The sequence below is a fragment of the Nostoc flagelliforme FACHB-838 genome, from assembly GCF_014698065.1.
Classification (GTDB): Bacteria; Cyanobacteriota; Cyanobacteriia; order Cyanobacteriales; family Nostocaceae; genus Nostoc; species Nostoc flagelliforme_B.
Genome location: NZ_JACJSI010000010.1, coordinates 140,338 through 156,901, shown reverse-complemented (window position 1 = coordinate 156,901; position 16,564 = coordinate 140,338). Strand labels below are relative to the sequence as shown.

Annotated in this window: 10 protein-coding genes and 2 pseudogenes; 3 read left to right on the top strand and 9 right to left on the bottom strand. The window is 41.8% G+C overall.

What is annotated here, in order from left to right:
- Positions 1-139: 139 nt before the first annotated feature.
- A complete protein-coding gene (psaK, locus tag H6G97_RS08185) occupies positions 140-400 on the bottom strand; it encodes a photosystem I reaction center subunit PsaK (RefSeq protein WP_190940149.1) in 261 nt (86 codons plus the stop codon).
- 851 nt (positions 401-1,251) lie between these two features.
- Between psaK and H6G97_RS08180 the strand changes: the two are divergent.
- A pseudogene (locus tag H6G97_RS08180) lies at positions 1,252-2,487 on the top strand (glycosyltransferase family 4 protein); the annotation flags it as partial.
- A gap of 471 nt (positions 2,488-2,958) precedes the next feature.
- Positions 2,959-4,686 (top strand): Rqc2 family fibronectin-binding protein, encoded by a 1,728-nt coding sequence (locus H6G97_RS08175; RefSeq protein ID WP_190940147.1) that lies wholly within the window; start codon positions 2,959-2,961, stop codon positions 4,684-4,686.
- 363 nt (positions 4,687-5,049) lie between these two features.
- Here H6G97_RS08175 and H6G97_RS08170 read toward each other — a convergent pair whose 3' ends face one another.
- From H6G97_RS08170 to H6G97_RS08160, 3 genes are all read right to left on the bottom strand, one after another.
- Positions 5,050-5,841: a hypothetical protein gene (locus tag H6G97_RS08170; RefSeq protein ID WP_190940146.1), complete on the bottom strand. Its 792-nt coding sequence runs from the start codon at positions 5,839-5,841 to the stop codon at positions 5,050-5,052.
- A gap of 435 nt (positions 5,842-6,276) precedes the next feature.
- On the bottom strand, positions 6,277-6,906 hold the full coding sequence (locus tag H6G97_RS08165) for an FMN-binding negative transcriptional regulator (protein ID WP_190940145.1): 630 nt from the start codon (positions 6,904-6,906) through the stop codon (positions 6,277-6,279).
- A 92-nt stretch (positions 6,907-6,998) separates the two neighbouring features.
- Entirely contained in the window at positions 6,999-9,629 is a 2,631-nt protein-coding gene (locus H6G97_RS08160) for a DNA polymerase III subunit alpha (RefSeq protein ID WP_190940144.1), read from the bottom strand.
- A 252-nt stretch (positions 9,630-9,881) separates the two neighbouring features.
- Here H6G97_RS08160 and H6G97_RS08155 point away from each other — a divergent pair.
- A pseudogene (locus H6G97_RS08155) lies at positions 9,882-10,661 on the top strand (dicarboxylate/amino acid:cation symporter).
- Between the two features lie 20 nt (positions 10,662-10,681).
- Here H6G97_RS08155 and H6G97_RS08150 read toward each other — a convergent pair.
- The 5 genes from H6G97_RS08150 to H6G97_RS08135 all read right to left on the bottom strand — a co-directional run bounded on the left by H6G97_RS08150 (position 10,682) and on the right by H6G97_RS08135 (position 16,522).
- The gene (locus H6G97_RS08150; protein WP_190940143.1) at positions 10,682-10,861 is read right to left on the bottom strand and encodes a hypothetical protein; all 180 of its coding nucleotides are present in this window, start codon (positions 10,859-10,861) and stop codon (positions 10,682-10,684) included.
- Positions 10,862-11,500: 639 nt separating this feature from the next.
- Complete coding sequence (locus H6G97_RS55340; RefSeq protein ID WP_338421623.1) at positions 11,501-12,721, bottom strand: tandem-95 repeat protein; 1,221 nt, start codon at positions 12,719-12,721, stop codon at positions 11,501-11,503.
- Positions 12,721-12,897, bottom strand: coding sequence for a hypothetical protein (locus tag H6G97_RS52260; protein WP_338421626.1), 177 nt, complete (start codon positions 12,895-12,897; stop codon positions 12,721-12,723). The genes H6G97_RS55340 and H6G97_RS52260 overlap by 1 nt, the downstream gene beginning before the upstream one ends.
- 123 nt (positions 12,898-13,020) lie before the next feature.
- Positions 13,021-14,169: a TIGR03032 family protein gene (locus tag H6G97_RS08140; RefSeq protein WP_338421622.1), complete on the bottom strand. Its 1,149-nt coding sequence runs from the start codon at positions 14,167-14,169 to the stop codon at positions 13,021-13,023.
- 640 nt (positions 14,170-14,809) lie between these two features.
- Positions 14,810-16,522: a diflavin flavoprotein gene (locus H6G97_RS08135; protein ID WP_190940142.1), complete on the bottom strand. Its 1,713-nt coding sequence runs from the start codon at positions 16,520-16,522 to the stop codon at positions 14,810-14,812.
- Positions 16,523-16,564: the final 42 nt, after the last annotated feature.

Here is a 16,564-nt window from a genome sequence, read left to right as displayed (position 1 = left end):
AGGATACCGTTTACAAGACATTCTTCTTCAGTATATATACTATTTGCTTGTATCTTACAGCTAGTTTTCTACTTGATTATTTCCTCTTTAGATTTACTTTATAAATAGCCTCTAAGTGATTTGCCGAACATAATATAACCTAAATTCTTCCCAAGTTATGCAGCCCTAAAACAACACCCACTCCTAAGATATGACCAAAGGCGGTAGTTGCTAAAAGGGCTGGTAAACCGAAACCACCAAATAAATTGGCTGAGGGTAGTTTCGGTTCTGCGTTGGGAAATTTGATGGTAGATTTACCAAAAGCAATGGCAACGATATTAACGATAATGATAATCAGTCCAACTGTCGGACTCCATTGCAGAGGTGTAGTTGCAGCAGCGAGTAAGGTTGAAGTAAACACCTGATTTGCTCCTGAAATTTATTAATGATTGAAAATATAATCTGCAACTTTCTGAAGTAATTTCAAGGAAATACCCGATTTTGCATCAATATTTAACAGTTATTCTTATTACTTAATACAATATGATTTTAATTCATTAATAATTATAGCGAAGTACCGCGAGGCTCGTTCGCCCTTGGTGTCTGCTATTAGACATCTCCAGACAATAATTATTCGTTGGCTGAAACCCTTATATAGAGGTAGCAGTGCTACGTCTATTCATTCTCACCGGATTGCACCCAGGATTCCTCAACTTCTCTTTGAGACCTTACTCAAACAAGCTTTAGCTTGTTGGGGAGGAATGTAAGCTCCGGGACTGAGTACTGGAAAAAAATCTTTTGTCCAATTTGGTTGGGATTTGAATATCCATCCATCAAAATTATCCCAATCCCCAATCCCCATGTTCACCAGATGTCTGTTGGGAGAAAACTCGCAAACGCCGTGACCATTTAAATTTTTTTAAATTATACTTGGTTTTCAAATGGCAAGTGGGAATTAATCGGGGTTTATCTATACACAGCTAATGTTAATGCCACCAACATCATATCTGCAAACGAAAGACCATATATGAACAAGCATTAGTTTTCATCTATCAAAAGAATCAGGTACAAGTATAGAAGTTTTCTATATCTAAAGAAATTAAATACAAGTTTGTACCTAAAAATTATACTTCTAGCAGAAGTTGTAAAAATATATTAGACATATTAAATTAAAATAAATATTAATCAAAGTTCCTAAACAATTCAAGCAAGTGTGCTATACACGAGCTTGGAACAAGCCAAAACTTTGTTAAAATCAGCAACACACAAACTATGAACTCTACCACCGAAAAACGTATCGCCTTGATTTCTGTCCACGGAGATCCGGCGGTTGAAATAGGGAAAGAAGAAGCTGGGGGACAAAATGTTTATGTGCGTCAGGTGGGTGAAGCACTAGGGCAGCTAGGGTGGCAAGTTGATATGTTTACCCGCCAGGTGAGTCTGGAGCAAGACTTGATTATTCAACACACCGAAAATTGTCGAACTATTCGTTTAAAAGCTGGCCCTACTGAGTTTGTGCCGCGAGATGAAATTTTTGAATATCTGCCAGAATTTGTTGATAATTTCCTCGAATTTCAAGCCAAAAATGAGATTACATACCACTTAGTTCACACTAACTATTGGCTCTCTAGTTGGGTGGGGATGGAGTTAAAGAAAATCCAAGATAGTAAACAGGTTCACACCTACCACTCTTTAGGAGCGGTCAAGTACAACACTATAGAAGATATTCCTCAGATTGCTAGTGTGCGATTAGCAGTGGAAAAAGAGGTGTTGGAAATAGCAGAGCGAATTGTAGCGACAAGTCCGCAAGAACAGCAACACATGCGATCGCTAGTTTCCACTGAAGGCAATATCGACATCATTCCCTGCGGTACAGATATTCAGCGGTTTGGTTCGATTGCACAAGAAGCAGCAAGGGCTAAATTGGGGATTGACAAAGAAACCAAAGTTGTACTATACGTGGGGCGTTTTGACCAACGCAAAGGTATAGAAACCTTGGTACGGGCAGTAAACGAGTCTAGGCTACGCGATTCTAAGAATCTCCAGCTAATTATTGGTGGTGGTAGTACTCCAGGTAACAGCGACGGGATTGAGCGCGATCGCATTGAGCAAATCGTCAACGAATTGGGGATGAGCGACTTTACCATCTTTGCTGGTCGTCTGAGCCAAGATGTTTTACCAACTTATTATGCTGCTGCCGATGTTTGCGTTGTTCCCAGCCATTACGAACCCTTTGGACTCGTGGCGATCGAAGCGATGGCAAGCAGTACACCAGTTGTAGCTAGTGATGTCGGCGGACTTCAGTTTACTGTGGTTAATGAAGAAACTGGTTTATTAGCACCACCACAAGATGTAGATGCTTTTGCCTCTGCTATTGACCGAATTCTCTTAAATCCACAGTGGCGAGATGAATTGGGTAAAGCCGGTAGAAAGCGGGTGGAAACTAAGTTTAGCTGGGATGGTGTAGCAAATCAACTGAGTGAACTTTACACCCAACTGTTGCAGCCACAACCAGTAGCGTCAACAGCAAAAGAACTAGTGGAGTCAACAGTCGAATTAGTCCAGTCAACAGCAAAAGAACTAGTGGAGTCAACAGTCGAATTAGTCCAGGCAACAGCAAAAAACCCAGTTTTGGTTGCTAAATGATTCTTCTGCGTAACAGATAATCGTGAGTGAGTAACTCGGATAATATTTTGGGTTTAAATTTGGCAGCGTAGGCGTTGGCGTAGCCTCTCGTAGAGAAGCCCAACCTAGGCATTGCTTGAGGTTAGAAAATTCGACACCAAGTAAAAGCTGTATAAAAAAGTAACTTTTCATCTAAGCGTAGAAGCTTATCTTATGATAGCTTTCTGCGTTTTTTCATTCGCAGCTATCACCAAACCAAGTAACCGCTATGATAGTTGAGGTCTGCTATGCTTTGACTAAACAAAAATAAAAGTATAGCGATCGCTACCATTTGAATATTAATAACTAATCGCTTTGCAACCAGTTGACTTTACCACTCTCACAGCTGCTTGTAGCGAAATCCGCGCTAACTGGCTACCATCACGCTTAGAACAGGTCTACCAGCGCGATCGCTACACAATTGCTATGGCATTACGCACCCTGGAACAGCGAGATTGGTTACAGATTTCCTGGCATCCCCAAGCTACACATATTTGTATCGGCGATCCACCACCGCGATCGCCAGATACCTTTACCTTTAGCCAACAATTAATACACCAATTGGGTGGTTTGGCACTAGTGGCGATTGAAGCGATCGCACCTTGGGAGCGGGTTATTGATTTGCAATTTGCCCGTCGTCCTGGAGAAAGCGCCCTGTATCATGTCTATGCAGAAATCATGGGCAAGTATAGCAACGTCATTCTCACCGACGCTAACAATATAATTATCACCGCCGCCCATCAAGTCAGTCAGCAACAATCTAGCGTCCGTCCCATCCAAACCGGACAGCCTTATGAAACACCACCAAAACTGACTGGGCCTGTCCCCAGTTTGAACGAATCTCAAGAACGTTGGCAAGAACGGGTAAGTCTAGTGCCAGGGGCAATCAAGCGGCAATTACTCAAAAGTTATAGAGGCTTGAGTGCCGCACTACTGGAGTTAATGCTACTAGAAGCAAATATCGCACCAGAAACATCCACCGATACTCTCAACCCCGACGATTGGCGACGGCTGTTTGAGCGTTGGCAAGAATGGCTGCAAGCCTTAGATTCCAGCAAATTTCAACCCGCTTGTACAAAAGATGGTTACACCGTAATGGGTTGGGGTGCGGTTGAAAAGGTCAAAAATATTCAGCAGTTACTTAACCAATACTACAGTAACCAAATTGACCAACAGTTATTTTCCCAATTGCGCCATCAGTTGAGTCAGAAATTGAATAATATTCTGACAAAATTACGGAATAAAGCTCAAACCTTTAAGACACGCTTGCAGCAATCAGATCAAGCTGATGAGTATCGACAGAAAGCTGATTTATTGATGGCTCATTTGCAAAACTGGGAACCGGGGATGAAAGAAATTATCCTTTCAGATTTTGGTACAAATTTGCCAGTAGCGATCGCACTCCAGCCAGATAAAAATGCTGTCCAAAATGCCCAAAGTCTTTACAAACAGCACCAAAAGCTCAAACGCGCTCGTGCTGCCGTGGAACCCCTACTATTGGAAGTGCAGACAGAAATTGAGTATTTAGAACAAGTAGAAGCTGCGATCGCTCAGATAGACACCTACCAAACAGCAGAAGATTTGCGAGCTTTAGAAGAAATCCGCGAAGAGTTGATTGGGCAAAAGTATTTAGAAGATCCAGAATACCGCAGCCGCAGTGCCAATGAACCCCCTAGTACCAACTTTCATCGTTACCTTACCCCTAATGGTTTTGAAGTATTAATCGGTCGTAACAATCGCCAAAATGACCAATTGACCTTTCGGGTAGCAGGTGATTATGACTTATGGTTCCACGCTCAAGAAATTCCAGGTAGCCATGTGTTACTACGTCTAGAACCGGGTGCTGTTGCAGAAGAAGCTGATTTGCAATTTGTAGCTAATCTTGCGGCATACTACAGTCGCGCCCGTCAGAGTGAGCAAGTGCCAGTGGTTTACACTCAGCCAAAACACGTTTACAAACCCAAAGGAGCAAAACCAGGAATTGCCATTTACAAGCAAGAAACTATCCTTTGGGGAAAACCGCAAATAGTCATTAGTCATTAGTCATTAGTCATTTGTCATGGAGGATGAAGCATGGGTATTCTCCTTATCCCCCTTGTCTCCCCAATCCCCTCGACCCGGATCAAATCCAATTTGCGTTCAAAGCGAGCGATCGCTTTTGATATTCTTTTTCGCAAATGCCCAAGGGACTTCCAAAGAATAAATTGTCCCAAAGAATTAATCTTTGGACAGTTAATAAATAATGATAATCATTAATTAAAAGTAAAAGCCCCCTGAGATCGCAATGCAAGAGACCTAAAATTATATTTGTGATTAGTAAAGTATTTTGGAGAGCAAACCCTGAATTTAAAACCATTTAAATTACCAACTGAAAAATTAGTATTTTTCTAGATGCAATGAAATGTTCTATTTGGAAGAAGATGTTAATTTTTTCTTGGTAAATAAACCGCCTAAACCGAATAGGGCTATGGCAGTGATAGTACCAGGTTCAGGAACTGATACTGGTTTAGTTGTTTGAGCATTGTTAGAGCTAATAAAAGGAGATTCATTTGCTGGTGGTGATTGAGTGTTACCGCCAGTTTCAGAACTAACAACTGTAGATTCACTTACTGTTGATGTTTGAATGCTAGCACTAGTTTCGGGGCTAACAGTATTAGTGCTAGTAGAAACTTTGTCGGTACTGCTATTACTAGTAGTAGTGTCACTGCTAAAAGCAGGGCTAGTGCTGGTAGTATTAGTGTTTGTGGTACTACTAGAAACGGTGCTACTGCTATAAACTGCCTTATATTGATACGTATTTGCATCACTAGTGTTATATGTTGGCAGTTGACTCTGTTTTATTCCTGAACCAATTATGACTAATTCTCCTTCACCAGATCCCATACCAGACCCCTTATTGTTTCCGGCTTTAACCGTATAAGCTACCAGTGTATAACTGGGATACTTTTGCAAAACGCTTGTGGGATTGTAGGTTTTAGTCTCTGGAAGAGCAGAAAAATTATCTATTTTTACCTTAATAAAACTTCCTGAACTATCTTGAAGATAAAGAACAACGTTTGATATTGCCTGTTTAACAGGGCTAGTAATAACTGTAGACTGTAAAGCAAATGCTGTACCAAATGAAGCTAGGATTGTTGAAAATCCAATAACAGTACCTGCTACTGTAGGAAATAAGAGTTTAGCAAACTTGCTATTCATGAGTGTAACTTCCAAAATTTTTGTTTTCTAACCGTTAGAACTCAAACCTAACATTGGGCTAACTCATGAAGAATCCGAAAAACAACCGAATTTAATTTGAAGTTTTTACCTGCCAAAATTCTATAATCTTAAAGACAGCAAAAATTACTAGTTAACAAATTAAGCCAAAATATAAATTTTATTACCTGAAGACATTAAGTTAAAAGCGATTCCATCTTTTTGGTATAAAATCCCTTTTGACTTCCCATTTATAGTAAATGGCGTAGATATAACGAAGACACTGTTGGCGAATTCGGCAAACGTTTATCCAGGGCTGATGGCATTACGAATAAGGGACTTCCAAAGAATAAATTGTCCCAAAGAATTAATCTTTGGGCAGTTAATAAATAATGACAATCATTATCTTGAATGGGATGTTTTATTTTTTGGAAGTCCCTAATACTCATTCGCTTCAAGGTTTTGTTTTATCTGGACACCGACAGCATGAGCAGCCGGATCTGAACTTTGTAGGAGTGTACTTGACACATTGTACTGCTCAACTTGGCTTCGGTTTTGACTAAGCTTGTACTTACCTTCCAAACGTGTAACAGTTATTTCAAATCCCACAATCCCATTCATCATACCTTCACGAAATTCGTCAGATAAACTGTGCCAATGCGATTTGTAGTCAACTTCGTAGGTATCTATCATCTCGTTTATCATTTGGTTCATTGATTCTGGGGACTCATTGAGTATGATGACTTTGGGAATACCATAGGCGTGAACAGCAATATAGTTCCACGTCGGTACACTCTCATGCTTTTCATACAAGGTAGGGGAAATGTAAGCGTGTGCCCCGGTGAAGATAGCAAGTAACTCAGTGTCAAGGGCTTGCGATTGAGGATTTTGCTTTGCCAGATGACCAATTAATTTAACAGTATCCCCTGCCATTGCAATCACAAGAGGAACGTGTGAAGCATAAGGTACACCGTCTAGGATCGATACCAACGTAGCGAAACTATTCGCTTTCATAAAGGCAATCAATTTATCAACATTATCTTCTTGAAAAGCAGCTGGTCTATACATGGCAATTTAACCTTACTATCAACTTAAGAAATTCTCGTTAACTCTCATTTGTATAGCAAGTAGAGAATGCCTAATTCTCATTGCTTCTCCTCTCAATTTGGCAAACCCTCAACCCGCATCAAATCTAATTCACGTTCAAATATTTCATCAATTGGCAACATTTGACCATCAAGAGTCATAAATTTATGATCTTTTGTTGCCCGAATTATTGAACCATCTTCTAAGCAATATTCAAATACCTCTTGTTGTCCGCAATCGTGCCACTGTGCCACAGGTTGCGTGTAAATATTTCCATTTTTATCAACACTGTATATACTGCATTCAATGCCTTTTTCGACAATTTCTCCAATCGGCATTAATCCATATTCTACAGTCAATATTTCTGTGTCATAGCTTAAACAATATTCCGCAAACTTCAACATTTGCTCAAATAATTCATCTGCAACCTTTTTCTGAACACCATTTTTAGCTGCGCCATCTACAAATTTTTCTCGCTGCTTTTGCATCTCAGAAACTTTCTTTTTACCCATCGCCCGACGCAGCAAGTCAGCTTGTCCTAAAGAATATCCCGCCATATCTTGAGCAATTTTCATGATTTGCTCTTGATAGACCATAATTCCATAAGTTTCGTCTAATATTGGTTCCAGAACGGTGTGTTGATAATCAATCTTTTCTCGACCATGTTTGCGGTTAATAAATTTAGGAATTAGCCCTGCATCTAATGGCCCTGGTCGATAAAGTGCCAAAATTGAAGAAATATCTTCTATATTAGAAGGTTTCAAATCTCGCACGATCTGACGCATCCCAGAAGATTCTAATTGGAATATTCCTTCTAACTCACCTGCTTCTAATAATTCATAAGTTTTTTGAACATCTTTTGGTAGACTGCTATGTTCACCTTTAGCTAATATCCTTTGGGCTTTTCTTTCCTGGCGCGGAATTTCATCAGGATCAACCCGATATCCTCTTGTTTCTTGAATCAAATCAACGGTCTTTTGAATCAGCGTCAGGTTCCGCAAACCCAGAAAATCCATTTTCAATAAACCCATTGATTCCAGGTCTTCCATGAAATACTGGGTAATTACAGAACCGTCATTATTCTTCTGTAAGGGGACAATTTCATCAAGTGGATCGGCAGAAATTACCACACCTGCGGCATGAACACCAAAAGTTTTGTTAGTTCCTTCAATTCGCATAGCCATATCAAGCCAATGTCGAACATGGGGTTCTTTATCATATTTCTCTTTAAACTCTGGTTCTGGAGTTTGAGCGGAAATCATCACCTTGAGTTTAGTTGGTTTACCCCGCACCACAGGAATTAATTTCGCCATTTTGTCAGCTTCCCCGTAGGGAATATTTAATACTCTGGCGACATCTTTCAAAACTGCTTTAGAAGTTAGGCGGTTAAAAGTAATAATTTGGGCAACTCTATCTGCACCATATTTCTCAGTGACATATTCAATCACTTTATCTCGTTGTTCAATACAAAAATCCGTGTCAATATCAGGCATGGATTTCCGTTCTGGGTTCAAAAAACGCTCGAAGAGTAGCCCATGATGTACGGGGTCAATATTAGTAATTCGCATTGCATAAGCGACTAATGAACCAGCGGCAGAACCCCGACCTGGCCCCACAGGAATGTTATTATCTCTAGCAAATTTAATGTAGTCCCAAACAACTAAAAAGTATTTGGAAAAACCCATCTGCTGAATCATTTTCAGTTCGTATTCCAATCTTTCTTTATAGACGGAATCTACTTCTTGGCGAGATTTACGATTTAAGCGTTCTAAAAGTCCACTCCATGCAACATCTTCGGCGTAAGTGTCAGCAGTATGACCGGAGGGAATGGGAGGTGTAGGAATTTGAGGCTCACCCATAATATGGTAAGGCTCGACCTTATCGGCGACTTCTTCAGTAGTAGCGATCGCTTCGCTGATCACATCATCCGGCAAATGGTCACGAAATAGCTGCCGCATCTCCTCACCAGATTTGAGATACTCTGTGCCGCTATAACGCATCCGCTTATCTTCAATAATTAGCTTGCCAGTTTGAATACATAACAAAGCATCGTGGGCTTCAACATCAAAACAAGAAATAAAATGTGAATCATTAGTCGCAATAATTTTAATGCCTAGCTCCCTAGCAATTTTAACTATTTCAACATTCACAATTCGGTCTTCTTGGGAGCCGTGGTCTTGAATTTCTAGATAATAATCATCACCAAATACATCTTTATACCACTGAGCAACTTTCCGGGCTGCATCTGGTCTATTACTGAGAATCGCTTGGGGAATTTCTCCACCCAAACAAGCACTGGTGACAATCAAGCCTTCATGATATTGTTTTAATAAATCTTTATTAATACAAGGACGAGAAAAAATTCCTTTGCCTTGAACACCTTTAAGGTGAGAAATTGTGGTTAATTTAACTAAATTTTTGTAACCTTTAGTATTTTTAGCTAAAACAACTTGATGATATTTGGGACGGCGTTCTTGTTTTTCAATATCGCCGTTAATTATATACATTTCATTGCCGATAATCGGCTTAATATTCTGACTACGGCAGATTTTTATCAGTTCAACGGCTCCATACATGACACCATGATCGGTAAGGGCGATCGCTTTCATCCCCAGTGCGATCGCTTGATTTACCAACTCTGGTAGCTGACTTGCCCCATCAAGCAGACTGTAGTCACTGTGAATATGTAAAGGAACAAAAGACATAAGCATCTCCAACCACAAGCCAAGATACCTCTAGGGGCCTACCTTGTGGTATACCCTTTTGAGCTAGATTTTGCAAAGCAACGGAATCTTAGATTAACAGTTTTTACCCAAAATTAAAGCTGTTCTTTTTCTGGAATTATCACTATCAGTAGTATTGTTTTAATAGTTACAGTAGTTAGCCGTATGTAGCCAATGAGTGAAACAGAGAGAACTACTTCGTCTGCAACCAAAGCTAACCCTTGGTGGTAACGTATCCCTCTCACATTACAAATTCTCATCGCCCTAGTAGCCGCAGTCAGCATTGGAATTGCCCTTGGTGCGGGGAACCCCAATCTCAACAACGCCACCTTAATCAATAATTTAGCAATTCCGGTTGAATTGGTGCTAAAGGCTCTTTGCGCCTTGGCTACGCCGCTGATTTTGGTAGCGGTGCTGCACACTTTGATGATTACTAATATCCCTGGTACAGCCGGGTGGCGGTTGGCAGCGTTACTTTTAACCAATACTACCGTAGCTATTTTGGTGGGACTTCTCATAGCAAATGTACTGCGTCCGGGGACTTGGAGCAATGTAACAACCCTAACAAGTAGAGAAATAACTCCTCAGAGTCTTGACGCTTAGAGAATACTCAAAGATGCTGTACCAGAAGCTATTTTAAGCCATTAGTTGATAATAATGTTATCCAACTGATTGTGATTGCCCTGAGTTTTGGCACTGCCCTCCCTCTATGAAGCAATGTCTGCATTGTATATTTCCCAACTAATTGGGCAACATCTGAGTCTAGGACAGCAATTAATTGTCATCCTTACCTCGATTTTTGCATCTGTAGGTGCGGCAAATATTCCCAATGCGGGGCTGGTAACGATGACATTAGTTTTCACTTCTGTAGGCTTACCTACCCAGTACATTGTTTTGCTAGTTACTGTAGACTGGTTTCTGGATCGCTGCCGCACTGCGATTAATGTTATAGGAGATATGACTGTCAGTGCTTTACTTGACGACAAAAAGCCTCGTTCTGTAGACGAGGCTTAATTTGACGGGTTTTCAAATAGCTAATGCTGTTGATGCCCTTTGGCATCACATTCTTTAGCCCAACAACGTTCTAGAAGCCGAAGATGCCAGATAAATGCAAAGCGTTGGGGATTCAATACTAATTTAGTCTCGTTACTAAATAAAGGCTGGTTCAGATATTGCCAAAGGGGAAATTTAATTTTGGTGTGTTTCGGAGTCATAAGAGCAACAAATATTATAAAAGTTTAGTGGTGATAGTTGGCATTTTGTCTAACAATTGCCTGATGCTGTTTTTCTAGTTAAAGGCTACACTGCGTTTTTGCAGTTGTCCTGGTGGCAATTGCGGAATTTCAGTGAGTGAATTTATGTTGTTTCCGCTTTAATACTGAAATTGCACACATCATTTTTCTGATTTCTCATCCTGTATCAAAAGAGGCAGGGAAGCAGGGAGCGCTTTCTTAGGGGAAGGATTTTAAAATTTTCCAGCAATAGAGGGTTTCAGAGCAAATAAATTTATTTATAGGCTTCTCCCCCCCCTGCTTCCTTTCCTTTTCTTTGACAAGTCATACCTTTTCACAACATTTCTGATACAGCCTTGGTAAAAGCGTACAAATCTACGTCCCTACAGTCAATTCATCTGTTACAAAGATTTTTAGAAGCGATCGCATTGCTATCCAGAATTTTAACTAGGTAGCCTTTTAGAAAATCGAGTAGTGTGGCGTTGAGGTGTCGAATTATAGCTTACAAAACACTTGTAATTTCTGTTACTAACTGTGAATTTATAGTCAATTTGATCATAAAGCTGGTTCTATAGTAATTATTAGTTTTTAAAAGGAGCAATGTCTTGCTCCCTTTAATATTTAGATAATAGTAAAATTAGCGGCAGTGAGTGTTGTGGTACTAATGCTAGTCAGCGTTGCCAAGATTTCATCAGTAGCAGCCACTATGATGTTGTTACCAGTGAAACTTAGTTGATTGAAGGTCAGACCACCAGACAAGCCAATCAAATCGTTGCCCTTGCAGAAGTCGGTAATAATATCAATACCTTCTCCATCAGCGAAGATAAATTTATCCTTGCCATTACCACCTGTGAGGATATCGCTACCAAGACCACCGCACAAGAGGTCGTTACCATTGCCGCCATTGAGGGTGTCTTTGCCATTACCACCGTAAGGGTTGTCTTTGCCATTGCCGCCATTGAGGTAGTCATTACCAAGAGTGCCGTGGAGGACATCATTGCCGTTGCCACCTAAAACGCGATCGCCAACTTGGACATTAACTTTAGCAGTGCTAGTGAGTTGACCATCGGTGATAGTGTAGTTAAAGCTAGCCGCACCACTAAACCCGCAAGTTGGGGTAAACACGATCAAGTCATCTGCTGAGTTACTGGGAGTGCCGTTATTTTTCAGCATCGCCGTACCGTGAGCTGCCGCACTGACACCAGTAATGGTGAGGTTAGTGCTATCGATGTCGCGATCGTTTGGCAGCAGGGTAGTTGCTTGGATACTCACAGGGATATATTTGACAGCAGTAACAGTATCATCAATGGCTACAGGTGCATCATTGACCGGATTGACTTTCAAGTTAAAAGTACCAGTAATAATGCCACCATTGCCATCATTAACAGTGTAAGGAAAGCTGTCAGTACCGTTGTAATTGGCGTTAGGGGTGTAGGTAAAGTAGTTATCGCTTGGATTTCCAACAGTGCCGTTGTCATTAAGTGTCAGTGTGCCGTTAGCAGGGTTGCTGAAGTCACTAATGCTTAAGGTATCGCCATCAACGTCTGTATATCTGCTCAAAATGGTGCTGGCAAGTATGTTAACGGCAGTATCTTCCTCAGTTATAGTCGTAGTCCTAAAGCCAAAAATGACATAGCTCTGCCCACCAGCACCACTATTGCCGTTGGCATCAGCAAAACGTGCCCCGATAATTAGGTCGTCGAAGCCGTCGCCATTAATGTCTCCGGCACTGCTAACGGAGCCGCCTGATTGGTCATAAGCGGCAATGCCGTTGATCACAAAGCCGTTGTTACTGTCCGAGAGGTTGAGACTAGCTCCAAAGCCACTGCTCTTGCCAAACACTACGTAGCTCTGTCCATTACAAAGCCATTACTGCCATTAAGGGACGAGAGATTGAGGCTAGCTCCAAACCCACTACTGCTGCCAAACACTACGTAGCTTTCTCCAGCATACGTCTGACCGTTAGGGTCGGCACCTATTGCCCCAATAATTAGGTCGTCGAAGCCGTCGCCGTTAATGTCTCCAGCACTACTAACAGAGCTGCCTAGGGAAGAGCCAGCGATCGCAAAACCATTGTTGCCATCAAGATCAGAAAGGTTGAAACTGCTGGATTAGGTGCCATTATTATTGATTCCTCTAAATTATAAATTTTGATCCGATCCCACCGTCACTACCCGCCGAATTTCGTCGCTGCGAAATCCGATCGCCATTGGACGACGTACCCCCAAAAGTGCTACCACGTCGTACAATTCCAGTACCACCCCCTCTATTCGCAGGGAATGGACAATATCGCCGCTTCTCAGGTCAATCACTAGTAACCCACAGCGAGGCTCAACGTTTTTCTGTTGCAATTTCTCGTCTAGGGGCAAACCGCTAAAGGTCTTGTTATGCCTGGGTTGAGAAATTCCCACTACCGCAAAGTCGCCATGAAATGTACAACCGCGCAGATATCCCGGACAGAAGGCGACTGGCTCAAATACTCCCCGCTTTAAATCGACAAAGCCAAACTCTCCCGCACCTGAGTTGAGCAGCCAGAGTTTTTCTTGATGCCAGCGTGGGGAGTGGGGCATAGACAACCCCTGCAACACGATTTCATTGCTTTCTACGTCAATGACACAGCCACCATTTGCCCGATGCTCCCGCCAGCCTTCTGCTACATCTGACTGGCTAACGGCGGTGATATATTTAGGTTTTCCTTGTTGCATTGCCAACCCATTCAGGTGACATCGATCTTCCGCCGCTAGCTTGCTGATAAAGGTTGGTTGCCATAAGGGAACGAAACTGTGGGTTTCGCTGACTGTTCCCAAACAGCTAAATAAGGTATTGACAAATACTAATTTTTGTGATCCTAAATCTTTTTCTTCTGCTCTACTCAAAGCGATGTCGTGAATATCCAAATCTCCCGTCACATAACTCATCTGGGGCAAATAAAGAGCATCGTAGCCTTGGTGGTTTTGTCCGGGTTGGATGATGTTTTCAAATCGCCACAGTTGGTATAGGGAACTCATGTAGAGGCTGCTGCCATTGGCATACAACCCCATGCATCGCTCAAAGCTACGTTCAAATACAGATAATTCACCGTTTGGTTGCAAGCCTATGAAAAATAACTTCCCCGCTTGATAGGTAGTGAAGGACAAACTCAGGTTTTGCTCATACAGCCAAGAAGTAAACTGACGAGAAGCATTGATTTCTAAAGATGGTTTGTTAATGGTGCTTTCATTGGGATTCACTTGGTTTTGACTCCTTAATAACTCTGGTGTTCGGTCGATGATAATTTTGCCGCAGGACACGATGCTCCTACTCTTGGACTAAGCTACGCAATATACCAGCAATAGAGGTTCCGTCATCTGCTTTGAGCGATCGCACGCGATACATTTCCTAGCCAGTGCTTGCTCATTTCAGAAATCTACCAGAGTATTCTCGGAGTCCTTTTAAAACAATAGATGTTTTTGTAACATAAAAGTATAGTGTATGTAATCTAAAACTTAAAATGCTCAAACATCTGTCTAAAGATAGATAAACTAACTAAACCACTATTTTGCATTACACTTAACCCAGTGCAGAACTGCAAAATTATACCTTTCGGAACTTTTAAAACATCCTCTTAAACTTCAGCCTAAAATCCCTTAATTTTTGTCGATTAATACCAATTTAATGTGAAGCTGCACTAAATGAGTAACTCTCTATTCTTGGCGCTCTTGGCGTACTTGGTGAACCAGCGCTGTAGGCGGGTTTCCCACCGTAAGCGACTAGTGAACCCGAAGGGCGGTTCGTTTAATATTCTGTGCATCTTCATACAGAATTGGTATAACCACAAAAAAGTGGGACGGACATCTTGTCCATCCCACAATAAAAAAGAAAATTTTTGTCATAAAACGCTTTGGCTATATTTAAGCTAAAGCGGTTTCGTTAAGTTCAATTTCTCACTACTTAATAGTGTGTGCCGGTTTTGCGATGATTAATGGCAGTCACAGCATCAGGCTTGAGTAATTTACCTTCATCCACAGTTGCATACACAACCCAATGGTCGCCACATTCTAGACGTTGGTTGACTGAACATTCTAAATATGCTAGTGCGTCGGTGAGGACGGTACAACCGTTATCTGCAACTGCTGTACTAAAGTTGGCAAACCGATCTTCTCCAGGTGCGAAAGATTTACGGAAATGCTTCATGTAATCTTGGTGATTGCCTTCAGGTAGAATATTTAAGGCAAACTTACCGCCTGGATACATCAAAGATTCGATCGCTCGGTCTTTGGCGATCGCAACAGTTAATCCGGGTGGGTTGAAGGTGGCTTGAGAAACCCAAGCGCCTAACATTGCGGTAGAAACTTCACCTTGTTTAGCTGTCACCACGCAGACGGAACCAACGATCCGGCCAACAGCCTGTTCTACTGGAGTAGCCGCTTGTTGTGGTACGCGTACCTTTTTAGCCTTTTTCAGTGCTTGGGCAAAATCTGTACCTAGTTCTTCACAGAACTTGAGAGTGACATCATCAGGTTTAAACTTCACCTTCAGGGTGTCAAAACCAAAGCGATATCCAGCATCCCGGAGTTTACCTTCAATTAAGTCAAAGGCTTCGCCACTCCAGCCATAAGAACCAAAGACTCCAGCGAGTTTGCTGTTGTCACCGCTTGATAGCACAATCCCTAAAGCAGTATGAATAGGAGTTGGCGCATGACCACCGATGGTAGGAGAACCAATGATAAAACCCTCTGACTGTGCTAGGTTGATGCGAATTTCATCAGGGGTAGCAAATTCGCAGTTAATTGATTTGACTGCAACTCCACCTTTAGTTAATCCCAGAGCGATCGCTTGTGCTAAAGTCGCCGTATTGCCGTAAGCTGAAGCGTAAAGTAGGGCAACGGAAATCTCGCGATCGTTGTGAGAACGGCTCCACTCTCCATAAGCTTTGGTGAGTTCGATTAAGCTGGTGCGTACCAATGGGCCGTGACCCACAGCATACATTCTCACCTGCAAATCTGATATTTTCTCCAAAGCTGCTTGCACATGAGGAATTTGGGGAGCCATCAGGCAGTTAAAGTAATAACGCTGGTCTTCTTTAAGCGCTTCCCAGTTATCATCAAACAGTTCATCACCACAGAGATGAGTTGCAAATAACTTATCTGTGTAGAGAATTTGGGTTTGCTGATCGTAGGTACAAAGCCCTTCCGGCCAACGCGGGCTGGGAGTGGGTAAGAATTTTAAAACATGACCCTTGCCTAAATCCAGAGTTTCTTTCCCCCGCATCACCAAGACATTTAAATCTTGCTCTAAGAAAGCAGCACGCAAATTGTTCGCACCGGGAAGAGAACAGACAAAAGTTACCTGTGGTGCTAGTTCTAAAATTGCTTTGAGGGTGGCAACTCGGTTGGGACTAAAATGACCCAGGATTATATAATCCAAACTTTGCAAATCTAAAGTCTGCCGCAACGCCTCTAAATAAATTTCGGTAAAGCTTTCTGGCGGTGGATCAAGAAGTGCGGTTTTATCAGCTTCAATTAAATAGCAATTGGAGGTAGTACCTCTTTCAAGTGCGTATTCAATTTCAAACCGCAGACGTGACCAACTACGTGCTTTGATCGCCTTAGTATTTGTAGCAATTGGTAAAACTTGTACGTCGCGTGGCTTGGAATTGGTCATAGCTGTTGGGTAAAGTTGGGGAATAGGGAATAGGGAATTAGG